The organism is Leptospira broomii serovar Hurstbridge str. 5399 (assembly GCF_000243715.2).
Taxonomy (GTDB): Bacteria; Spirochaetota; Leptospiria; order Leptospirales; family Leptospiraceae; genus Leptospira_B; species Leptospira_B broomii.
Map to the genome: position 1 here is coordinate 487259 of NZ_AHMO02000004.1, position 20378 is coordinate 507636.

General features: G+C 44.1%; 14 protein-coding genes. 8 read left to right on the forward strand and 6 right to left on the reverse strand.

Annotated features, from left to right (window positions below; all coding sequences use genetic code 11):
* The first annotated feature begins 36 nt into the window (after positions 1–36).
* The gene (locus tag LEP1GSC050_RS02405) at positions 37–2040 is read left to right on the forward strand and encodes a helicase (RefSeq protein WP_010569472.1); all 2004 of its coding nucleotides are present in this window, start codon (positions 37–39) and stop codon (positions 2038–2040) included.
* 40 nt (positions 2041–2080) lie between these two features.
* Here the strand turns inward: LEP1GSC050_RS02405 and LEP1GSC050_RS02410 are convergent, their stop codons facing one another.
* The gene (locus LEP1GSC050_RS02410) at positions 2081–2353 is read right to left on the reverse strand and encodes a hypothetical protein (RefSeq protein ID WP_040910936.1); all 273 of its coding nucleotides are present in this window, start codon (positions 2351–2353) and stop codon (positions 2081–2083) included.
* 105 nt (positions 2354–2458) lie between these two features.
* Positions 2459–5002, reverse strand: a complete 2544-nt coding sequence (locus tag LEP1GSC050_RS02415) for a methyl-accepting chemotaxis protein (protein ID WP_010569474.1) — start codon at positions 5000–5002, stop codon at positions 2459–2461.
* Positions 5003–5186: 184 nt separating this feature from the next.
* Here LEP1GSC050_RS02415 and LEP1GSC050_RS02420 point away from each other — a divergent pair, with 184 nt between their 5' ends.
* The gene (locus LEP1GSC050_RS02420) at positions 5187–6131 is read left to right on the forward strand and encodes a metallophosphoesterase (protein WP_020987053.1); all 945 of its coding nucleotides are present in this window, start codon (positions 5187–5189) and stop codon (positions 6129–6131) included.
* On the opposite strand, the gene LEP1GSC050_RS02425 is transcribed toward LEP1GSC050_RS02420, so the two are convergent.
* Positions 6128–7252 carry a tetratricopeptide repeat protein gene (locus LEP1GSC050_RS02425; RefSeq protein ID WP_010569476.1) on the reverse strand — a complete coding sequence of 375 codons (1125 nt, stop codon included), beginning with the start codon at positions 7250–7252 and terminating at the stop codon, positions 6128–6130. The genes LEP1GSC050_RS02420 and LEP1GSC050_RS02425 overlap by 4 nt on opposite strands.
* A gap of 357 nt (positions 7253–7609) precedes the next feature.
* On the opposite strand from LEP1GSC050_RS02425, the gene ilvB reads away from it, so the two are divergent.
* From ilvB to LEP1GSC050_RS02440, 3 genes are all read left to right on the forward strand, one after another.
* Positions 7610–9319, forward strand: coding sequence for a biosynthetic-type acetolactate synthase large subunit (gene ilvB / locus LEP1GSC050_RS02430; protein WP_010569477.1), 1710 nt, complete (start codon positions 7610–7612; stop codon positions 9317–9319).
* Entirely contained in the window at positions 9316–9795 is a 480-nt protein-coding gene (gene ilvN, locus LEP1GSC050_RS02435) for an acetolactate synthase small subunit (protein ID WP_010569478.1), read from the forward strand. The genes ilvB and ilvN overlap by 4 nt, the downstream gene beginning before the upstream one ends.
* Positions 9796–10057: 262 nt before the next feature.
* Complete coding sequence (locus LEP1GSC050_RS02440) at positions 10058–12127, forward strand: methyl-accepting chemotaxis protein (RefSeq protein ID WP_010569479.1); 2070 nt, start codon at positions 10058–10060, stop codon at positions 12125–12127.
* Between the two features lie 77 nt (positions 12128–12204).
* On the opposite strand, the gene hemW is transcribed toward LEP1GSC050_RS02440, so the two are convergent.
* Positions 12205–13365 (reverse strand): radical SAM family heme chaperone HemW, encoded by a 1161-nt coding sequence (gene hemW / locus LEP1GSC050_RS02445; RefSeq protein WP_010569480.1) that lies wholly within the window; start codon positions 13363–13365, stop codon positions 12205–12207.
* A 1-nt stretch (position 13366) separates the two neighbouring features.
* Complete coding sequence (locus LEP1GSC050_RS02450) at positions 13367–15130, reverse strand: glycoside hydrolase family 3 protein (protein WP_040910941.1); 1764 nt, start codon at positions 15128–15130, stop codon at positions 13367–13369.
* Between the two features lie 198 nt (positions 15131–15328).
* On the opposite strand from LEP1GSC050_RS02450, the gene LEP1GSC050_RS02455 reads away from it, so the two are divergent.
* Both LEP1GSC050_RS02455 and LEP1GSC050_RS02460 read left to right on the forward strand, forming a co-directional pair.
* Complete coding sequence (locus LEP1GSC050_RS02455; RefSeq protein ID WP_232225646.1) at positions 15329–15940, forward strand: arylesterase; 612 nt, start codon at positions 15329–15331, stop codon at positions 15938–15940.
* A gap of 103 nt (positions 15941–16043) precedes the next feature.
* Positions 16044–18200 (forward strand): molybdopterin oxidoreductase family protein, encoded by a 2157-nt coding sequence (locus tag LEP1GSC050_RS02460; protein ID WP_010569483.1) that lies wholly within the window; start codon positions 16044–16046, stop codon positions 18198–18200.
* Here LEP1GSC050_RS02460 and LEP1GSC050_RS02465 read toward each other — a convergent pair.
* The gene (locus LEP1GSC050_RS02465; RefSeq protein WP_010569484.1) at positions 18197–19273 is read right to left on the reverse strand and encodes a HesA/MoeB/ThiF family protein; all 1077 of its coding nucleotides are present in this window, start codon (positions 19271–19273) and stop codon (positions 18197–18199) included. The two genes, LEP1GSC050_RS02460 and LEP1GSC050_RS02465, sit on opposite strands and share 4 nt — an antisense overlap.
* A gap of 160 nt (positions 19274–19433) precedes the next feature.
* Between LEP1GSC050_RS02465 and LEP1GSC050_RS02470 the strand changes: the two genes are divergently transcribed.
* Entirely contained in the window at positions 19434–20378 is a 945-nt protein-coding gene (locus LEP1GSC050_RS02470) for a radical SAM protein (protein ID WP_010569485.1), read from the forward strand.

Below are 20378 nucleotides of genomic sequence, written 5' to 3' on the forward strand. Positions count from 1 at the left end.
GAGGATGGCTCTCGAGCGATTAATTCGGTCAACGGTATGAGCGGCGAAACAGTTTTGTTACAAGAACTCGAGAAACTCGAACTAAACGACTTAAAAAAGATCGCCGCACTTTGGAACATTCCTAAGCCGCCATACAAGGAAAAGAATAAAAATCTTAAGTTCTTGTACGACACTTTTTTAGATGAGTTTTATCTAAAAGGTGTTCTGGAGAAGCTCACAGTTCTCCAAGTCAATATTTATACTTCGATTCTTAAAAACAAGAATGTCCTAACGTTAGGTGAGATTTCACGTAAAGTGAATATTCCACCGATTAACGTCGAGATGGAATTGAATCTTCTACGGAAGTATCATCTTGTTTATCAACGTAAAAATCGCGAACGTCTTACTAACAATTTAGATAAATATCATGCTTTCGACGAGCTAGCGGATCTTGTCCCCTTAGACCAAAATCTAAAAGGGGATAAGTATAAGATTAGCATTGAGAAACTTCTCGATCATAAAAAGCTAACCGATATCTCCGCAGAATGGAAAAAGGCCGTAAAGGCACCTCCTAAGCTTGATACGATTCGTAAGTTCTATTCCCACGCGACGACCCCTGAAGCTTTCGAGAGTGCGATTACTTCCATTTCTGAATTGGAAAGGGATACCGTTGTTCGCATTTATCTGAGCGGCGGCGTAGCGGATGCGGACGATATTCGCAGTTTCGTGGTTATGAATCGCGGAAAATACGAAGTAATTGTTCCTTCTTTGATCGAAAAAGGTCTTGTGGCGGACGTTTGCTTTGTGGAGGAAAAATTCGTAAGAGTTTTCGCGCTTCCCGAAGAACTATTAAAATACATCCAGCATAATCCGATTCTTCCTTCCGTTAAGAAAGGAACTCGTCAGCGTCAAGAAAAGTCCGCCACTAACGAGTTGGATTTCTTCTTAAATACTAAGAAACTCCTCTCTTATATAAGTCGAAAAGGCTTAGTTCTAGCAAAATCTGGAAAAGTCAAGCAGGCGGATCACAAGAGAACCGAGCAGGAATTGCTGAATCCCGATATCAGTATTTTCCCCGAAAAAAGCCAAATCTATCAAATGGAACTGATTCTTCCGATATTGCGCCTGCTGAATTTGGCGGATATCAAGGGAGAGAACATCATTCTTAGGGGTGATGTGGAAGGCTTCTTAAGTAAGGATATTTTCGAGATCATGAAGCTCGTGATTCATGAAGTCAACGAAGCCAGAATGAAGCGCATTAATCCTCCGGAGGTATTCCAACCGACCGAGATGCCTTTTTACGATAAGATGATTTTAGACAAGTGCGTGAACTTAATCATCAAATCGAAACGTATTCATTTATCCGTGATTTTCTCCACGATTATTCGGGATCACCTGATCATGTCTCCCGGATTTAGGACTAAGAATTTTCAAACCGATTTAGCGGATCTGCGCAAAGAGATCATGAGCGCTATTTTCTACCTGCACTTATTCGGTCTCTTGGAAGTCGAGTACCCCAATCGGTTTCTCGCCTTATCTAAATTAGGCGAATACTTCTTCCAAACGGGAGAATTAACGAACGCGACCGAGAAGGGCGGTATCACTATAAACCCGGACTTCTCCGTAATTGCTTTCCCTGAAAAGGTTTCTACGAACGGTATTCATTTGCTCAAGGCCTTTACGGAGCTTAAAGATTATGATCGAGTTTATACCTTTGTCCTGACAAAAGAGGCGTATCAGCTCGGAATTCTACTCGGTTATAAGCCGTCGGAATTTATCGACTTCCTTAAAGCTTCGAGCAAGGCGGAATTGGCGCAAAACCTTCTTTTTCTCTTGGAAGATTGGGGCGGGAACTTGCCAGTCGTGGAAGTTGCGGAAGATTGTGTGCTTGTGAGAACGAAAGATCAGAACGTTATGGAATTACTTTTAGGCCAGATAAAAGGCAAGAAGATCGTTCTGGACGAAATCGGCCCGAATGCGGTTCTGGTTGATAAAACCAGAGTTCAGGACGTAATAACTGTCGCCGAAAAGCTTAATCTGATCATCAGATTAACCCGCTAAATCTCGATTTAATTGACGGTTTGAATCTCGACCTCCGGGATTATTCGGTAACCACTTTAATTTTAGTTTTGAATTCCCATTTACGGAACGGGGCGAGCGCCTGCAGGCGTTCGTCGCTGACAAAGAAAAGTCCTTCCCCGTATTTGACAAGACCTCCCTTATAATGGGCGTATTTGGTTTTATGGTCAACCAAACCGATTTCTTTCACTTTGTTCCAGTCGTCGCAGGTCTTGAGAGTTGGAACTCGTCTAAGGTATAACTCTTTGATTACGCTGTCCTTAACCGAGTCCCGGAGAATCTTTTCCCATTCCATATATGCGCAAATTACAAGCAATTCACTAAAAATCAAGGAGTTTACTTTCGTTTTGTAAACTCCAAAATTGCGGAACCCTAGAATCGCAACAAAGTTTTCCGGGAATCAAAAACGAAAGTATCCTGAGTCCTTTTTGAGATCTTCCGCGAGATTTGCGAGACCGACAGAGCTGGAACTTAGTTCTTCAGACGACGCTGCATTGGATTGAGTTAAATCGTTGATGTTCGATATCGTTCTTGCGATTTCCTCAATCGCCAATTTCTGTTCCTGAACGGCCGCTCGAATCGAATCCGACCTGCTCTTGACTTCGACACCACTTCGATTAACAGATTCGTTTCGTTTCAATTGTTCGCCCATAAAGGAGGACACTTCGGACATTCTATCGGAGATGATTTGGATATCTTGAATAATCCCGCCTATGACAGCTACGGTTTCTTTAATATTACCGACTCCGATTCCGATTTCCGCCTCGTTGGATTGGATGATTTCTTCTATATCTTTGGTACTATTCGAGGTTTTGTCCGCAAGTTTGGAAATTTCGTCCGCAACCACCGCAAATCCTTTTCCAGCATTTCCGGCCCTTGCTGCCTCGATCGCTGCGTTTAAGGCAAGTAAATGAATTTGCTCGGATATATTCGTGATAATTTCGATCACGCCCGTGATCTCATCGGAACTCCGTGAGATTTTTCCGATACTCGCGTTGGTCAGTTCGAGCGCTTTACCGCCTTTTTTGGCATCCTCCGTGATTCTCTTTACCTGTCCGAGGGTATCTTCCACGTTTTTGGAAGTATTGCGTATCGATGCGGAAAATTCATTCATCTCTCCGCCGAGGCGATCCAAGAGTCTTACTTGTTCTTCCGTTTGGTAAGAGATGGAATCCATTCCTGCGGAAATTTCCTCTATCGAGGCGGAAATTTCTTCCGCAGAAGCCGCTTGTCCCTGGGCGTTATCCGAAATCGACCTCAGAGTCGCCGACATTTCCTCCGACGAAGAGGCAAGGTTGGAGGAAGCATCCGATATTTTACGAAGAACGTTCTTTACTTTTTTGTTAAATTCGTTGATGCTAATGGACATTTCCCCGATTTCGTTTCGGGAAAATACGGAAATCGTATGTCCTAAATCCCCTTCGGCCATCTTTTCGATCAGGTCCCGACTTTCCTTCAAGGGTTGCAAGTTTTTAGTTAAGACGAAATAGATCAAAGCTCCTACGAAAATCAATCCGACGAACGAGATCGCGATCATATAGAAAGCGGTGTTTAATGCCTGACTAGAAATTTCCTCGTTTTCCACCGCGACGAACGATTTAAAGCCGTATTTCTGATTCGTTTTATAGATCATAAACTTGAATATACCGTCCAGAGTATACCGAACCGGAACTGAATCCACGCTTCCGGTAAACGCGTCTCTAAATGAAAATTCTTGAATATTCTTGAGTCGAAACGACGGGTTAATATGATTCAGAAAGGTCATCTTCGAAGACATGATTCCGGGATAGCCGGTCTTTCCGACTTTGATCGACTGCAGGATCCAGGTAGTCAGGTCTCCGATCTTGAATGAGAAGAGTGCGAACGATTTCGGACCGTTTGGAATTTGTAACTCTTTTATATAAAGGATTACCGGAGCACCGGTGACCGAGGAGGCTCTCGGTTCGGTTAGAAATATTCCGCTTTTTTCTAGAATGGATCTCAATTCGTTAGGAGCCGGCAGGTCGAATTGATTCGAGTAGGTTGCGGGTGCTTCAACCAAAGTTCCACTTGCGGACAATTTCCTATAATTACCGTTTTCTTCCGTCCAAACGGCGATTCCTTCGAATTTTAAACTGGTTAGCAAAAACCGATTCAAGGATTCGGATGCATCCTTATATTGAAATTTCGACAATAGGAATAATAAATTTCGATTTTCGGTCACATCCTTCGTTTCCGTTTCGGCTTCTCGATAGAGAGTTTCCGTTAGAAGATCGAGTGTTTGAGAGATGTTCTTCATTTGCCCAAAATAAGCGATTCGAATAGAATTATAGGTAAGCTTGTACACCACCGTAGAAACTCCGATCGATAACACGAACACGATAAAGAAAAACGTTAAGGATAGGGTTCGATTTAGGCTTAATTTAACTAAAGAGCCGGAATCGATGGATCCGAACAGATCCGTACGGCTTAAATTGTCTTTTAAGCGATCTGTCGTCAGATAAAAATGCATCGCCAAACTGGCGGTGATGAACAGAAGAATCCCGGAAAGAACGTAAATGTCCGCGCTTATTTCGGGCGAAAAATAATCGAAGAGAATGGCAGTGATTGCCCCTCCCAAAAACATTCGAAATCCGACATCGATAGAATGAATGAACGGAAGTCGGAATAATGCCTTCTGCGCTTTAAAGACGACCTCCCGATTTACGGCTCCGGTCTCGAATTGGTTTCTATAATTTAGGAGAGGCGAAAGTTTCCAACGAGTTGTAAAGAACGTAAATAAAAGTGCCACCAAAGATACTAGTGAAGCGGAAAAAATCAGGCTCTGCATTTGATTAGCATCTATGTCTAGGACAAGATAAAAAAGCAGAAGACCGATCGGAACTGCGACGGCGTAACCGACCACTTCCGTAAAGAAAATGAAACGAAGTATGAATCTGTTAATATCCTTACTAATACCTTGCATGCGCCTTCCTTTTATCAGGTTGATTCATAGGATTTCAATTGTCTTATCTACCGGATAATTTCTTTCTCGGCGAAAAGTGGGTCTGTGCAGTTAGACTCGAGTGACTCACTAGAAAATTTCTTTCTTGGTAGAATACAAGGAATTATTAAAGATAAGTACATATAATACTTTTAGGGTAATCAAATTGAAAAATCTTACTCTCGCTTTGATCGGAGACATTCACGGTTTTTGGACTTCGGTCGATACAGACTATTTCTCGCATAGCAAGTATGATGCGATTCTCCTTACGGGAGATTTAGGTACTTATACAACGGCAAGCGCTTACAGAGTAGCGAAAGAAATTGCGAAGATTCGAAAGCCGTGCTATTTGATTCCTGGTAATCATGATACGACTTCCATCTTTCAGCTGCTGGTCGAAATTTTCTCAATGAATCCGTATTGGACGATGTTAGGTTTGCCCGCCCATCTATACCGTTATTCTAAGTTTCGTCGATGTTTGGGTGATGTAAAAATGTGCGAATACTCTCTTCATTCTGAAATTTCCGATCTTGCTCTAATCGGCGGACGTCCTCTGTCCATGGGTTCTCGTTTGAATTTTCTCCCGTTTTTGAAACGACGGTTCGAGATTCGAAGTTTAGAAGAATCTTCCGCTAAATTGATGTCGTTGAGCATGGACTCGACTACAGTAAATAAAGATATTTTAATATTGGCTCATAATGGACCCGCCGGTTTAGGGGAAAGAGCAACCGATATCTGGGGTTGCGATTTTCGGAAAGAGGAGGGCGATTTCGGGGACTTGGATCTCGCAGAATGCCTGGATGCCGTTCGCGCGGAAGGCCGGATCGTAAGCGTAGTCGTAGCCGGACATATGCATCATCATGCTAAACGATCCTTTCTATTCCGAACTTGGAAAGTTCGAAAAGGGGGGACCCTTTATGTGAACGCAGCAAGAGTTCCAAGAATTTTCAAAGATAAGGAAGGGCAGGGTTGGCATCATCATATTCGACTCACGAGGACGAACGGATATTGGGATGCCGAAGCGATTTATCTAAAAGACGGAAGAGAGGAAGTCGCTCTCCTTCCGAAAGAAATCGAAAAGGAGAGGACTCGGATCAAGCAGGAGCCTTAGTTTTCCTGGGTGATGAAATCCAGTCTTGCCTTGACTTCTTCGTTTAACGGTTGCTTGCGATGGAATTCTTCCAAAATTTTTACGGCATCGTCCTTTTTAGAGATGTCGTAATATAATTCCGAAAGCTCGATTACGGGCCTCGGGTCCATCGGGAACTTTTTATGAAGATCTAGATAAATCTCTTCCGCCTTGTCTCTGCTTCCCTTTAGCTTAAGCGAGGAAGCTTTTCCAAGAAGAGCAAAATAGTCCTCCCCTTCGGAAAGAATCCGATTGAAGCACTCAAGGGCTTTATCGTATTCTCCCATGCCTCGGAGGCTATCAGCGTAGCGATTGATAATGAGTTTATTATCCGGATCGAATTCCAAAATTCTTTCCCAGAATTCGTTGGCTTTACGAAAATCCTTTTTACCGCGGTAGGATTCGGCTAATCCATATAACGCGAAGAAATTTCTTGGATCTAAATCCGCCGCTCGACGGTAATATTGTATCGCTTCGTCAAAATCCTTGATTTTTCGATAGCTATTCCCGATCTCCGTCAGGATCTTTATGTTATCGGGTTGGATGACGAGTAGTTTTTCCCACCAATGAATCGCGTCTTTATATCTCTGGCAGGCAAAGAAGAGATGTCCTAATCCTACGATCACATACTGATCTTTTGGATTGATCTGGAGCGCCTGCATATAATACACTTCGGATTCTTTAAAATTTTTAAGTTTGCGATGCGCATCTGCCACTCGGCTAAGAATCGATGCGTCGGTGATAGTTATATGTCGGTATTCTTCCGCGACTTCGATGACTCGGTTGAGAAGATTCATTTCTCTATAGCAATTCATCAAGCCCATTAAGGAAAATTTATTAGAGGAATCTTCCTTGATACATCTATTATAGTATTCTAATGCTTGTTTGAATTCCTTGCGCTTGAAATGGAGATCCCCCATTCCGACCAATCCGTAGGTGTTCGCCGGTTCTTTCGCTAAGAGTTCTCTGAGTTTGGATTCGGCTTTATCCCATTGTCTACTGTCCAAATAACGATAAGCTTCTTTGGCTAGGTTTTTGATCTGCGCAAAATGCGAGTCCTCTTCTTCCTTTCCGACTTGTGTCTTTTCAATAGGTTCACTCATAAGACCGAAAGTTCCTTTTTACATTTTGAACGGGAGCAACAAGTTCCTCATTCAATATTTTATTTAATATATTACTTTGACGATTGAGTATAGATTTTCCGCTCGATGAAATCCGTAAAGAATATTTGAATTAAGGAAAAAAAGATGAAATATGCCGTTTCGTCGTTCGTTAAAGGACTTCGCGTAACTACAAAAGGTTAGGGCGATGCTGAAACGATAGCTTCCTTACGAACGATTTCTATAAGAAAGCAGAATATATCTCCGCTATGAAAGGCTCTCTTACCTACTGTTAGGACGATTGTGAACCTCTTGACAGGCCCTTGCCAGATCATTGAATGGACCTAGGCGGGGGGAACAATGCCTAATAGCGAAGGTAAAATAACAGGCGCGAGACTGATGGTCGAGCTACTGGAAGAATACGGAGTCGATATCGTATTCGGTTACCCGGGTGGGGCTATTTTGCCCTTTTACGACGAATTATATAAAAGTACGAAGATTAAGCATATTCTTGTTCGGCATGAGCAAGGTGCAGTGCACATGGCCGAAGGATACGCCAGGTCAACTGGGAAGTTAGGAGTTTGTATTGCTACGTCCGGTCCTGGAGCGACAAACTTAGTCACAGGGTTGACCGATGCTAAAATGGATTCTGTTCCGATTTTAGCGATTACCGGACAAGTAGCAACCAATACGATCGGAACGGATGCCTTCCAGGAAGCAGATATTTATGGAATAACGATTCCGATTACGAAATATAATGCTTTGATTAAATCGGCAAACGATCTTGCCAGACATTTCAAAGAGGCTACTTTGATTGCAATGGGAGGAAGACCCGGCCCTGTCTTGTTGGATTTTCCAAAGGACGTTCAAACCGAACTCACGAATGTTCGACAAGCAGGAACCCTAAAAATCAATCCTCGTCATTATGAAAAACCGAAAGTCTCCGGGGATCTGGAATCTTTTGCTACGGCTTTAAATAATGCGAAACGTCCCCTTCTCTATGTAGGAGGAGGAGCAATCAATTCTAACGCGCATAAGGAAATTCGAGAACTGGCGGAAAAAGGAAATATTCCGGTAACGACTACTCTTATGGGAATCGGAGCTTTTCCGGGAAATCATATTCTATCGATGGGCATGCTTGGCATGCACGGAACGGCTTACGCTAATAAGGCGATTTTGGAATGCGATTATATATTGAATTTGGGAGCTCGATTCGATGATCGTGTTGCCAAGCCGGGAGAGTTTGCGGAAAAAGCGGTGCGCGCCCATGTCGATATTGATTCCGCTGAATTCAATAAACGCGTTCCTGTCGATTACCTGCTTCACGGCGATCTACGAGACGTATTGAAGGTTTTAATTCCGAAAGTAAAAGAAACCGATCGAAAAGAATGGGTAACATTCTTAAACGATATAAAGAAGAAACATCCGCTTCAATTCGATGATTCAACGGATACGATCAAGCCTCAGGGATTTTTAAATCGTCTCCACGAAAAGACGCAAGGAAAAGCTATCGTTTCCACAGATGTCGGTCAACATCAGATGTGGGCTGCGCAGTATTTCCTTTTTGATGAACCGAACCGATGGTTAACGTCCGGCGGACTGGGTACGATGGGGTACGGCCTGCCTGCCGCAATCGGGGCTAAATTCGGAAATCCGGATAAGACCGTCATCTGTGTTTCGGGTGACGGTTCGATTCAGATGAATATTCAAGAACTTGCAACGATAGCCATGTATAAAAAAGGTGTAAAGGTTGTAGTCTTCAACAATAACTTTCTCGGAATGGTTCGGCAATGGCAGGAGCTTTTTTACGAAGAGCGATTCTCCGAATCGGAATGGAATTATAATCCGGATTTCGTGAAGTTAGCGGAAGCTTATTCTATGAAAGCGATGAGAATTTCATCCAAAAATGAAATTGAAGCAGCAATCGATTTCTTTTTGGAAGACGACGAGGCTTGTTTTCTCGAAGTGATGATTCCGGCGGAAGAAAAAGTGTTTCCGATGATCCCTGCGGGAAAATCGCAAAAGGACATGATAGAGTTTGCCGATTTAATCGGAACGCGTAAGAAATGAAGCATATTCTTAAGATTTTAGTCAATAATCACCCGGGTGTTATGAGTCATGTCTCAGGATTGTTTACACGCCGTAGTTATAATATAGATTCGATCGCAGTAGGCGTAACCGATCAGCCCGACGTTTCCAGTATGGTAATAGTAGTAAAGGGAGATGATTCGGTAGTAGAACAGGTAAAAAGACAGCTTCTAAAGTTGCCTGATGTGATCGATGTGGAAGATCTTGCTTATCATGATTGTATCAGCAGAGAGTTAGTTCTTGTAGTGGTCCGAAGCGACGATAAGAACCGAACCGAGATTATTTCCATATGCGAAGTCTTTCAGGCGAGGATTGCGGATTTGACTCAAGCTTCCCTGACCATCGAATTTTCGGGCAACGTTCGTCAAGTGAACGCATTTATCGAGATGATGCAAAAATACGGTATTGATGAAATCGCTCGGACCGGTCAGATAGCCCTTCGTTACAGGTCGATGTAAGTAAGCGATAGTTTGGGGCCGGCGTCCGGCTCCCTGTCTAAGAACTTTCCAATTCTTTAATTTCACTTAACAGCGAATCCGATTATTGTATTTTTGTTACAATCGGATTGCGTCCGAAACCAGGGTATATCCGCCGTCTTCGACTTTTCCGAGTATCCTTAATCCGATTGCCGTATTCTTTTTTTAATATTTTTTTTACAATTTGATCTCGAGATTTTGAATTAGGGTTCTCATTTTTTATGAAAGAAAGTCGAATTTGGTCATGAGTATTCGCGCTAGGATATCCCTCTATCTTTCCCTAGTTTTGTTTATCGGTTTCTCCATTCTGACCGTGATCAACTCGATTCTATCCTTCCGAAACCTTCGAGCGGAAATAGATTCAGCGTCGGCTGTTACTGCGGAACGTTGGACTTACGAAGTAAAAGATTATCTGGATTTGGCGATGGGCATGACTCGAGGTTTTCGAATGCTTTTGATTTTCTCGAATCCGCAACGTTCCGAAGTAGTAGAAACGATGCGTGAAATATTGAGTAGAAATCCTCAATGGTTCGGTATGTGGACGGTATACGAGCCGAACGCCTTCGACGGTAGGGACGCCCAATTCAAAAATTCAGCGGGCCATGATTCCTCCGGAAGATTTGTAAGCTATATCCATCGTAAAACCGATACGGATGAATTGGTTCTGGATGCCACCGTCGGTTACGACGACGATAATATGGAATTTTATCAGGTCCCTAAGAAAACCTTGGAACCGCTGGTTACAGATCCTTACTACTATAAAGTGGACGGTAAGGACGTTCTAATGATATCACTTTCGGTTCCGATCAGTCATGGCAAAAATTTCTGGGGTGTTCTAGGAATGGATATCACTACCGATCAATTACAGAAAGTAATGGGACGCATCAAACCGTTTCGCGATTCCGGATTTATCGCTTTGCTTTCGCCGCGCGGCGTCTATGCCGCAAATGGACAGGATTCTTCTTTAGTCGGTAAAAAAATCCGGGATCCGAAAGAATTGGAATTAATTCTGGAAAAAGGGCAAGGTAAGGAGAAATTCTCCCATTCATCCGACAGTTTTACTCATTACTTTTTCCCTTTTAAAATCGGCAAGGGAAAAACAAGTTGGATCATGCAGGTCAGCATTCCTGATAAAGTATTTTATAACAACCTAACGTCCGTACTTTTGCAAAACGTAATATCCTCATTAAGCATTGTTTTAATTATTGTCCTCGTTCTGAACCTGATTTTCCAACGATTGATTTCTTCCGGGCTATTGAGAGCTATAGGGTTCTCGCAGGAAATCGCAAAAGGGAATTTGACTGTTCAATCGGACTACCGGCGACCTGACGAGATCGGTTCCCTTTTATCTTCCATGAGTTCTATGCGTGATCATTTGATTTCCGTCGTTAAGGAGATCGGAAACTCTACGTCCGAATTGACTGCATCTGCGGAAAACATGTCCAAATCTTCCCGAAATTTTTCCGAGGTCGCTCAAACCCAAGCTTCCGCTGCGGAAGAATGTTCTGCTGCCGTAGAAGAACTGTCCGCGTCCGCCATGAATGTAGGAAAGTCGATGCAGAAAGCGGTATCAAGCATGAAGGAAATCGACGGTAACGTCGTTCGCTTGCGCGAACAAATCGCTAGTATTAACGCGGAGATGCAAGGTCTCGTAGGAGTTGCGATCGCTTCCAAGGAAGAAGCGGTTACGGGTGAAAACGCAATGACGATGTCCACTAACGCTATGGGAGAGATCGGGGATAGCGCGTCTCGTATAAGCGAAATTCTTTCCATCATCACCGAAATTTCCGAGAAGACGAATCTATTAGCCTTGAATGCAGCGATAGAAGCAGCAAGAGCCGGCGAAGCAGGAAAGGGTTTTGCGGTTGTTGCCGAGGAAATCGGCAAATTGGCGTCACAGACCTCCTTGAGTGTCCAGGAAATCGGCGGTTTGGTCGATTCTACCAACGACGCAGTCTTGAACGGAAATAGAAAGGTTTCCGAAGCTTCGGAAGTACTGAGAAGATTGCGGGAGAGGGTAGAGGAATTTGACAGGTCCGCTAAATCGGTCCTTTCTTCGGTTAGGACTCAAGAGGATAATACTCGGGAGATCGCTGAAAACGCGACCACATTGATGAGCTTTAGCTTACAAATCGAGACAGCGGTAGTGGAGCAACGGCGAGCAACGGAAGAAATTACGAAAACGATCATAAATATTTCCGATGGAACCCAGGAAATTGCGAGAGGAGCGGACGATCTAACCTCCTTCTCGGGAGAAATGCATAAGCAAGCGAATCAGCTTTCAAAGCATATCGGAAAATTTAAGACTGACTGAACGTTTCATATTCGCAAACTTCTCTATGTCCGTATTTTTGGGGTTTGCTTGGGAAGTCGTACTCTATTTGATGAATTTTAAATTTGGGCCAAGTCCAAAATTTGAGCGTCAAGAAAAAGGACCGCCTCGGGCTTCCACTGAAAAACGGTTCCGTCTAACGTGCTAAGGCCGGATGCGGATTTCTCACGCAATTTTTTTAGTAGGCTAGGGGCTTTTTCCGGAATAAGATTTAGGAATTCATTAAGTTCCACGGGGAGAAAGACTCGAAACAGGGATAAAATTAGCTCTTCGAACGGAGTCGGAGGCTCGTAGACTTCCGCACGATTCCCTTTCAGATATGCGTTAGTATTTCTTGGGTTGGAATATCGGCCCGACGGTAAAAAACCGTGAGCTCCCGGACCGATTCCTAGGTAATGTTCATAAGTCCAGTATTTCATATTGTGTCTGGAGTAAAACCCCGGCTTGGAATAATTGGACACTTCGTACTGTTGAAAATTTTTCCGTTTCAAAATTCCGGGTAGATCTTTTAAAATTCTTTCTTGTATCTCTTCTTGCGGAGGTGGAAGTTTACCCGAGATCACGCTTCTACTATATTCCGTTCCTTTTTCTAGGGTAAGAGCGTACAGACTTATATGAGAAACCCCCGAGGATAGGATCAATTCTGCGTCCGAATAGAATTCTTCCTCGGTCTGATCCGGAACCCCGAACATTAAGTCAGCCCCGAAATTTTTTATTTTGGATTTGGACACGATTTCCAGAACTTTGGGATAATTCTCCGGATCGTAATAACGGTCTAAGAATTTCAACGTTCTAGGTTGAAAGGATTGAATTCCGATATGAACCCGATTTACGCCGGCATCGCTTAATTCGTGGAGTAGACCGTCCGTTAAGTCCTCCGGATTACACTCCAAGGAAATCTCCGCGTTATCAGCTAGGTCGATATTGTTTTTTAAAAAGTTTAGGAAATCGGCGTATCGCTCTGGAGACGCCTTTGACGGAGTTCCTCCACCAAAAAAAACGGTGTCGAAAGAAAGATCGGAATGATTCGGGGACGCTTTCAGTCTTGAAACGATCTCCTGTTCGTACTTACTGAATAAACCTTTTTCTAAAGGAGATGGTTCGAGCCCGATTCCCTCCGAGTAGAAATCGCAATAGGAACATTTCTTAATGCAAAAAGGGTAATGTACATATACTCCGCTCTTCCCCGTTTTTTTTATCGTAGGGAGGAGCGGATCCAAACTAGGGAGTTCCTGGAGCGGCTTTGATTTCCTTTTCTTTTGTGCCGTTCTTTAACACTAGATCGACTTTGGGAATTTCCTCTTTTCGATCTAAAATGGAGTATAGTAGCGCTTTTTTGGATTCGTTGGTGGGCGAAAAGGAAAAAAGAATTTTAAGGTTTGGAAGTTCCGGCAAGTGCAAAAAAGGAGTTCCGTAGTGTAAGACCACTATCTCGACTTTAGGAAATTTTTTTGCGAGACTCCCCGCCATATCCAAATCGACTTGTGCAGCCCCCGTTAAGATGACTCGCTTTCCTTTTCTTTTTTCTATAGCGGCTGAGACTTGCGAGAAATTCAGATTTTGCAAAGATCTTGCGGCCAATTCGGCGGAAAACTCGGAGCCTTTGGCGGCAAATAAAGTCTCTGAAAGGGGAACGGTTGCAGGATTATAGGAGTTCGGATAGGAAACGATGGATTTTCGACTCACGTCCCTGTTCAGCTCCGGTAGGTTCCAGTTTACGTTCAGGGATTCGCGATGAGTCGCCTGGTCTTCATAATATTTACGTAATGTTTCTGAAATATCTTCGGTCAGAATATCTTTCGCTCTTCCTTCCTTTTGTTTTTTGGAAAAGTCCCAGACGATTCCGTGTTTTAGTTTCAATAAGATTTGTCGCTTGGCGGCTTCTTTTAATACGTCTTTCCCGTCTCTATGAAGGGTTCCCTTCTTATAAGCTTTTAAGATTTTTTCCTTCATATCCTGAGTGGTTTTTCCCCAACTGGTCATCAAGATGATATCGGCTCCTGCGAGTAGAGCAAGCACTCCCGGATCGTATGCTTGGTAGTGTTCGTCGATCGCGTCCATTTCCATCGCGTCGGTGATAACGATTCCCTTGAATTTGAGTTCTTTTCTGAGGAGATCCGTCAAAATTCTGGAGGAAAGAGTCGCTGGAAAATCGGAATCGATCTTAGGGTAGAGGATATGAGCGCTCATAACGGCTTCGGCTCCGTTATCGATTGCCGCCTTAAACGGGACTAATTCTAAGGAACGAAGTTCTTCCAGATTTTTCTCGATTTTCGGAAGGCCTAAATGGCTATCTACGTTCGTATCGCCATGACCCGGGAAATGCTTGATAACAGGAATGGCTCCGCCTAAACGGGCGCCTTCTTCATAGGCGACACCCGCGCTTAAGACCGTCTCGAGGTTGCTTCCTAAAGACCGAGTGTTTATGACCGGGTTATCAGGATTATTATTGATGTCTAAATCGGGAGCGAATAAAAAATTCAGGCCTAACTTTCGAAGCTGGTAGGAAGTCACGAATCCGACTTTTTTAGCGTACTCCGAATCCTTGGTTTGCCCTAAAGCCATGGCACCCGGAAATTGAGTCACTCCGTCTCGAACCCGAATGACCCGACCACCTTCCTGATCTACCGAAATCAATAAAGGCAGGCCGGTCAGTTTTAGGGCTTTCTTTTGCAGGGAATCGTTTAGAGTCGTAATTTCTTCCCGATTTCCCAGATTTCTTCCGAATAAAATCACGCCTCCGGGTAGAATCGCTTCTAATTCAGTTTCGGCTACGGAATCCAGAGTCGTACCTGGAATTGCAACGTGAATCACTTGCCCGACCAATTCTTGAGGACTGAGTTTATTGACGATCTCGTCGGCTTGACGAAGCATTCCTTCTTGGATTTCTTGGGCTTGGAGTTCCGCACGATACTGCCCTAACCATTGGAGTGAAACTAGAAAGAGTCCGGCAAAAACGACAGCCAGAAGGATACGCTTGATCATGAAACCTAATTCATATCCGACTTGGTATCCGTAAAGCATAACTTGGCGGCTTTCAATCGGGACCCTCCTTGAAAATTCTGTGTCTAAGGAAAATCACGATCTACTAGCTTTTAATGAATTCGAGGAGGGTGAATGTTTCACCGATTGAGAACCGTATGTTTCTATGCTCTTACTGTCCTATGCTTTCATAGTCTGGAAATGGAAGCTGAAAAAGGGAAGGAACCTTCTTTGACAAAACGCCAGGAGCAGAAGGTCGCAAAGAGAATCCTTTTTTTTGGAGATAGTCTTACTGCCGGGTTCGGCTTGGATTCGCCCGACCAAGCGTTTCCGCATCTTGTTTGGAAAGAGCTTTCGAAGTCTAATCCGGGGCTTGAATTTACGAACGCAGGAGTGAGCGGAGATACTACTTCCGGAGGATTGGCTCGACTCGATTGGGTTCTCTCTTCTCCATACGATATTTTTGTGTTAGAGCTTGGCGCTAACGATTCGATGCGGGGGGTTTCACCTAAAGTCACCGAGGAAAATCTAAGATTGATCATTCGCCGAACAAGGGCGAAATATCCGAAAATTAAAATTCTGCTCCTCGGGATGAGGACGTTTCCGAATTTAGGAAAGGCCTACTCGGATGAGTTTCGTGCGATCTATCCTCGAATATCAAGGGAGGAAAAGGTAGATTTGCTTCCCTTTCTTCTGGTTGGAATAGCGGCGGAAAAGAATTTAAACCAGAAAGACGGAATTCATCCCACTTCCGCCGGCCACATGATATTAGCCAAAACCGTACTACCTTACGTAAAGAAACTCATGAACTAGTTGGGCATACAAAGGATTTAAATTTAAGTTACAATTTAAGTTAGAAATGCTTGCCCTTCCTATCCGGCGGAGGTTACAATAGCCTCCGTTATACGGGGAAAATATGGGCGAAACACATTATAGATCTTGTACTTTATGCGAAGCGATGTGCGGTTTACGGATCGAAGTGGAGGATCATGTCGTAGTCGCGATTCGCGGCGATAAAGAAGATGCATTTAGCCGCGGTCACCTTTGCGCGAAGGGTCCCGAATTGAAGAACCTGTATGAAGACGGAGACCGTCTTAAGTATCCGATAAAACGGACCGAATCAGGATGGGTTCGAGTTTCCTGGGTAGATGCTCTCTCTGATATCGCAGTCAGATTGCTCGCAATTCAGGATCAGTACGGAAACGATTCCGTGGCGGTCTATAACGGAAATCCTACGGTTCATAATTACGGCTCGATGCTATTCGGGCAAAGATTCGCTAACAGACTCAAAACGAAAAATATGTATTCTGCGACTTCGGTGGATCAATTACCGCATCAGCTATTATCCTATTTTATGTTCGGACACCAATTACTGGTGCCGATACCGGATATCGATCATACGAATTTTTTTCTGATTCTGGGCGGAAACCCTTTCGCATCTAACGGAAGTTTGATGAGCGTCCCTGATGTAAAAAAAAGACTGAAAGACATTCAGGAAAGGGGCGGTAAATACATTGTTGTCGATCCGAGGCGGACCGAAACTGCCGTTCACGCGGACGAGCATATTTTTATCCGACCCGGCTCGGATGCGTTTTTCCTTTTTGCGATAGTTAATGTTTTATTTAAAAAGAATTTTGTAAAATCATCCGATCTAGTTTCCGCTTCCGACCTACAAACGATTCGAACCTTAGCGGAGGAATTTACTCCCGAAAAGGCTCAGGAAGTCACGGGAGTTCCTGCCGAAACGATAGAGAGAATTGCGACCGAGTTCGCAAATGCAAAAGGAGCGGTTTGTTACGGGCGAGTCGGAGTCTCGACTCAAGAGTTCGGCGCGATTTGTCAGTGGTTAATTAATTCCATTAACATTCTTACCGGAAATATGGATTCGCGCGGCGGAGCCATGTTCACTCTACCTGCAGTGGATGTGATCGATCCTAAGAGCGCGATGCGTACTTCTCCCGGAAGTTTCGATACTTTTCAATCCAGGGTCCGGAAATTGCCCGAGTTTAACGACGAATTACCGGTCGCTGCTCTTGCGGAAGAAATCTTAACCGAGGGCGAGGGGCAGATCAAAGCCTTCGTTACCTCGGCGGGAAATCCGGTCCTTTCCACTCCTAACGGAGGAAAGTTGGAAAAGGCGTTGTCTACTCTCGAATTTATGGTAAGCGTCGATTTCTATTTGAACGAAACGACAAAATACGCCAATTACATACTCCCCCCAACGTCTGCTTTGGAGCACGATCATTACGATTTGATCTTCAACGTATTTGCAGTTCGAAATACCGCTCGGTATTGCCAGCCGGTCTTCGATCCCGAAGAGGGAATGATGCACGATTGGGAAATTTTTTCCGATTTAACGAAGCGGGTTGAATTATTGCGTTCGGGAAAATCGCTTCCGAACGAATTAATAAAAACTAAGTTAACTCCGGCATCGATCATCGACCACGCTCTTCGATCGGGACCTTACGGATCCAAAGGAAAGCGAAACGTGGATATGAGTCTCGAATTATTAAAGAATAGCCCGCATGGGGTGGATTTGGGGCCGTTACAACCCTGCTTTCCGGAGCGACTCTACACCGAAAATAAGAAAATTCATTTAGTTCCTGAACGGATTCAGGCGGATATGAATCGACTACGAAGAAGATTTCAAGAGTTGAGGGTCTCTTTTCAATCGCAGAACGGTTTCTTACTGATCGGAAGGAGGCATTTAAGAAATAATAATTCTTGGATGCATAATATGCCCAAATTAATGACCGGTAAAGATCGTTGCACCTTAATGATGCATCCCGAAGACGCAAGTTTACTCGGAATTAACGAAGAGGAAGAAGTTCTGGTAGAGTCTAGGGTAGGAAAAATTTCGATTCCTGCGGAATTAACTGACGATATGATGCGCGGAGTGGTCTGCATTCCTCACGGATTCGGACACGGAAAGGAGGGAACGACTTTGCATGTCGCCGCCCAATTCGCGGGCGCAAGTATTAACGATTTGACCGACGATCAGGCATTGGACGAACTCTCAGGTAATGCCGCCTTTAGCGGGATTCCTGTTTCTATCCGACGTAAAACCGCTTAAGGATTTTTTCCCGCAAGAAGAGAATGAAGGTTTCTTCTTCCGCCTGAGAGGGAATAAATATCGGGGAACATTTCCCGTAAAAGTTCCGCGGCCCTTGCCGATCGTACCCCGGATTCGCATACGAGGACCAAAGCCGTTTCCGAGGATAGTTTCGGTTTTTCTCCCGAAACTATCCTGCTAAGAGGCAGGCTGATTGCACCCTGGATCGGGGTCGCGTTCTGCTCTTCTTCTTCGCGGACATCCATTAGAATTATTGCATGCTTTTCTCTCCGATCCAAATAATCTTCAGGCGAAAGTTCTCTGATGAAATCGGTATGAGAAAATGATTCTCCCTTCGATCCGCAAGTCGGGCAGTTAGGGTCAGATTTGATTTTGCTTTCGTAAATAATCGGAGACTCCCATTCGAGCAAGTATAACGAATCGGAGGATACTGAAGTTGGATCTATGAGATAACGAATTGCGAGGGAGGCCTGTTGCAATCCTGCCAAAGCAGTTTGAATTCCCAATACTCCTGCATCAGCGCAATTCACGGTATCGTTCTCGCCTAATTTAGGATATAGACAACGGTAACAAGGTTTTCCATTCGGGGAAAACAAAGAAAATTGAGCGCTGGTTCTATAAACTGATGCGGTAACCAAAGGCTTTCGCGCATGAATGCAAAGGTCGTTGATCGCATACTTAGCGGGGGCGGTGTCCGTACAATCAATGACGAGATTCCAATCGTTTAAAAACTCCGGGGGGACCATCCGGGAAAACGAATCCGAAAAAAGTCGAGTAACTAGATTGGGAACCCTCGATTTCAGAAATTCCGAAGTGACCTCCGTTTTTAATCGCCCGATATCCGAAAGGGTAAAGGCGGTTTGCCTGTGTAAGTTCGTCAATTCGACTCGGTCGAAATCCATTAAGCCGAGTTTTCCTATACCAGCCGTTGCTAAATGAAGTGCAGCGGGAGAGCCTAAACCTCCTAGGCCGACTATCAAAACGGAGGATTCTTGCAGTTTTATTTGCCCGGCTTCCCCGATTGCCGGAACTCGGATCTGCCGCGAGAAGAATTTTCTTTGTTCCGAGTTCATATAGAATATATGTTCCATTCGTCGGGAATTCGCAACTCATTTTGTTTGAACGTTAAACCGATCTTCGGAATTTCCTACTTATTTCGAATTAGATTATTCCCTACGATTCTATTTTAGCTTCCAAGTTTTCGTATGAAGAGTAAGATGGGTATTGCAAATCATGAAGGCTAGGAAATTCGAAGTATTACGAGTGAGCGTGACATCTTCCTGCGGATTCGGGTGCGTGTATTGCGCGCCCGGAGGTAGTGAGAATGAGGCGTCCGTTCGCCAGTATAAACCTACGGCGATTTTTCTTTCTCCGGAAACATTTCAAATAAAACTGAATACATTAAAAGATCAATTGGAAATTAAAGAAGTTCACTTAACAGGCGGCGAACCGACTAATCATAAAGGACTGCCCGAACTGATCCGAGTCGCGGTAGACCAGGGTGTTCCGGAGATCGCATTGACTTCCAACGGTTTTTTTGCGGACGGACTGATTGAAACTTTAAAGATTTCCGGATTAACTCGAATGAATTTTTCTTTGGATTCTTTGTCTTCGACGGGTTTCTCTAGAATTTCGGGAAAAGACTTATCTATCGGAAGACTCTTACGCAGGATCGAAGAGGCAATTTCGACCGGACTCCAGGTAAAATTGAACAGCACGATCGTAAAAGGTTATAACGAAGATCAAATCGTTCCTTTATTAGAATGGGCGGGATTAAGGCGGGTCCCTATTCGGTATTTGGAATTAATGAAAATGGGCCCCTTGCATGACGACCATTCCGATCTCTTTTATTCGGCAGAGGAAATTCGGACAAGAATTAGAGAAAAATTCACCTTCAAGTCCGTCGAGACTCCGCTAGAATCCACAGCCAGATATCATCAAACAGCCGAAGGATTTATTTTCGGTATTATAGCAAACCATACCGAACCTTTCTGCGAGGGTTGCAATCGACTTAGGATGGACGCCAACGGCCGGATATACGGTTGCTTAAGCGATTCCACCTCGTTTCATCTACCGACCGACAAGATCGGAGCAGCCGAAGCATTGAAATCGGCGATGCTTACGAAAAAAAATCATTTTACCGGAAGCGAGTTATCCATGAAATATATCGGGGGTTAA

Excerpts from the sequence above, each read along its gene's own strand:
- LEP1GSC050_RS02410 (WP_040910936.1), bottom strand. The coding sequence starts at position 2,353 with ATGGAATGGGAAAAGATTCTCCGGGACTCGGTTAAGGACAGCGTAATC.
- ilvB (WP_010569477.1), top strand. The coding sequence starts at position 7,610 with ATGCCTAATAGCGAAGGTAAAATAACAGGCGCGAGACTGATGGTCGAG.
- LEP1GSC050_RS02455 (WP_232225646.1), top strand. The coding sequence starts at position 15,329 with ATGGAAGCTGAAAAAGGGAAGGAACCTTCTTTGACAAAACGCCAGGAG.
- LEP1GSC050_RS02460 (WP_010569483.1), top strand. The coding sequence starts at position 16,044 with ATGGGCGAAACACATTATAGATCTTGTACTTTATGCGAAGCGATGTGC.
- LEP1GSC050_RS02470 (WP_010569485.1), top strand. The coding sequence starts at position 19,434 with ATGAAGGCTAGGAAATTCGAAGTATTACGAGTGAGCGTGACATCTTCC.
- LEP1GSC050_RS02440 (WP_010569479.1), top strand. The coding sequence starts at position 10,058 with ATGAGTATTCGCGCTAGGATATCCCTCTATCTTTCCCTAGTTTTGTTT.
- LEP1GSC050_RS02425 (WP_010569476.1), bottom strand. The coding sequence starts at position 7,252 with ATGAGTGAACCTATTGAAAAGACACAAGTCGGAAAGGAAGAAGAGGAC.
- LEP1GSC050_RS02405 (WP_010569472.1), top strand. The coding sequence starts at position 37 with ATGAGCGGCGAAACAGTTTTGTTACAAGAACTCGAGAAACTCGAACTA.
- LEP1GSC050_RS02450 (WP_040910941.1), bottom strand. The coding sequence starts at position 15,130 with ATGATCAAGCGTATCCTTCTGGCTGTCGTTTTTGCCGGACTCTTTCTA.
- LEP1GSC050_RS02415 (WP_010569474.1), bottom strand. The coding sequence starts at position 5,002 with ATGCAAGGTATTAGTAAGGATATTAACAGATTCATACTTCGTTTCATT.
- ilvN (WP_010569478.1), top strand. The coding sequence starts at position 9,316 with ATGAAGCATATTCTTAAGATTTTAGTCAATAATCACCCGGGTGTTATG.
- LEP1GSC050_RS02465 (WP_010569484.1), bottom strand. The coding sequence starts at position 19,273 with ATGAACTCGGAACAAAGAAAATTCTTCTCGCGGCAGATCCGAGTTCCG.